The organism is Sodalis-like endosymbiont of Proechinophthirus fluctus, from assembly GCF_001602625.1.
In the GTDB taxonomy this organism is placed as follows: domain Bacteria; phylum Pseudomonadota; class Gammaproteobacteria; order Enterobacterales; family Enterobacteriaceae.
Genome location: NZ_LECR01000015.1, coordinates 22,554 through 22,970, shown reverse-complemented (window position 1 = coordinate 22,970; position 417 = coordinate 22,554). Strand labels below are relative to the sequence as shown.

At 53.7% G+C, this 417-nt stretch carries 1 pseudogene; it reads left to right on the top strand.

The features are described from left to right. Positions 1 to 340: pseudogene (locus tag BG74_RS15850) on the top strand (succinate--CoA ligase subunit alpha); the annotation flags it as partial. Positions 341 to 417 lie beyond the last annotated feature (77 nt).

Below are 417 nucleotides of genomic sequence, written 5' to 3'. Positions count from 1 at the left end.
TGGCGGCGACCCGATCCTAGGCTCGAGCTTCATTGACATCCTAAAGCTGTTTGAAGAGGATCCGCAGACGGAAGCTATCGTGATGATAGGCGAAATCGGCGGTAGTGCGGAAGAAGAGGCTTCCGATTATATCAAGGATCACGTCACCAAACCGGTGGTCGGCTATATCGCTGGCGTCACGGCGCCGAATGGCAAACGTATGGGCCATGCCGGCGCGATTATCTCCAGTGGCAAAGGCACGGCGAATGAAAAATTCGCCGCGCTGGAAGCAGCAGGCATCAAAACCGTGCGTAGCCTAGCCGATATTGGTGAATCATTAAAGCGTATTTTGCCGAACTGATGCGCCAAACCACTGGGAGACAGCGTATAATATGCTCTCCGCACCGTCGACTACGGCGGCTAGAAGATAAAAACTGC